The organism is Rhizobium sp. Rhizsp42 (genome assembly GCF_047304155.1).
GTDB lineage: Bacteria > Pseudomonadota > Alphaproteobacteria > Rhizobiales > Rhizobiaceae > Rhizobium.
This window is the reverse complement of record NZ_JBGLYS010000104.1, coordinates 1-1,172: the sequence shown is the minus strand read 5'-3', so window position 1 is coordinate 1,172 and position 1,172 is coordinate 1. Positions and strand designations below refer to the sequence as shown.

1 protein-coding gene is annotated in these 1,172 nt (G+C 57.0%); it reads right to left on the bottom strand.

The annotated features are described in order from the left end of the window. Window positions 1-45: 45 nt before the first annotated feature. The gene (locus ACCD05_RS31720) at window positions 46-1,065 is read right to left on the bottom strand and encodes an FAD/NAD(P)-binding protein (protein ID WP_413397633.1); all 1,020 of its coding nucleotides are present in this window, start codon (window positions 1,063-1,065) and stop codon (window positions 46-48) included. Between the last annotated feature and the right edge of the window lie 107 nt (window positions 1,066-1,172).

Below are 1,172 nucleotides of genomic sequence, written 5' to 3'. Positions count from 1 at the left end.
ACCAAGCTCATTTCCTGAGCTCACACGAATAAGCCTGATAACCCGCTATCGCCAGACGGGGTCAATGCACCGCTTACCTTCCACGGAGGCCAAGGCCAATCCAATACTGGCAGCGTAGTTGGGATCGGCCGCTGCAAGCTCTCGCCGAAACAACTCGAAGACCTCATCGAGGAGACGCTCCCGCTTTTGCTCCATCAGCAGTCGTATGGCAATTTCAGTGCAAAACCTGAGAGGCTCGTATGGGATCGGACAATAGAAGTCCGCCTCTGGCAACAAACCCTTGCGAGACATCATGGTGATATGGAACCCTGTGCTCATGGGATCTGGTTCGTATCGCAAGGTTCCGGAGTCGTCCCGAAGGAATATGCCATGGGCGGTGGCGACGGAGACCACGGCGTCTATACCGCTAAGCGACGTACCCAATACACCGACCTTTACAGCACCAATCCTCTTGATCGCGGCAGCGGGCCATGGCGACACAAAATACCCAGGCGACGTTTCCGTGTTCTCGGGCCAATCGTGACCTGTGGCCATGACGACGTGGTCGAAAGACATCGTTGCATCCTGCCCGCCGTGTCTTTTGAATACGAGCGATATGTCATTCGTGCCGAGTTTGATATCGAGAATACGGTGGCTGGCTTTCACATCGATGGAGTGGCCACGCGAGAGCCCCCGGTTCACCAGTGCCCAAAACTGCGCGGCCAGGAACTCGCCGAGAACGATCCGAGGGTAAAACTCGCGTTCGCCGATCCCCGACCTCTCGATGCCAAGCTCTTGAAGCTCGGGATCACCGCGCGACGACAGCCACTCAACGAGGGTCTGCTCAATGCGAGGAATCTCAATGCTGGCGATATTTGCCAGCATCGCGCGGTCGTTGACCGCCGGATGATACGGCGTGCCTTTACCCGGATCGGGTGTTTCCTCAAAAATCGTGATCGACAAAGGCGTGGCGCTGGAGATCAGCCCAGCGAGCGTGTAGATCCCGGTGGGTCCAGACCCGATGATGGCAACTCTTGGCATGTGGGTGGACGGTCTCGAATGAAGGGGGCCGGAGAAGTCAATCAAGGAGCCGCTCGAAAACGGCTCCTGAAACAATTAGAGCCTCGGGCGATTAATGTGCAACGCATCCGGCCTGGCGGAAATAGTTCCAGCACTCTTGCGGCGTGAATAGG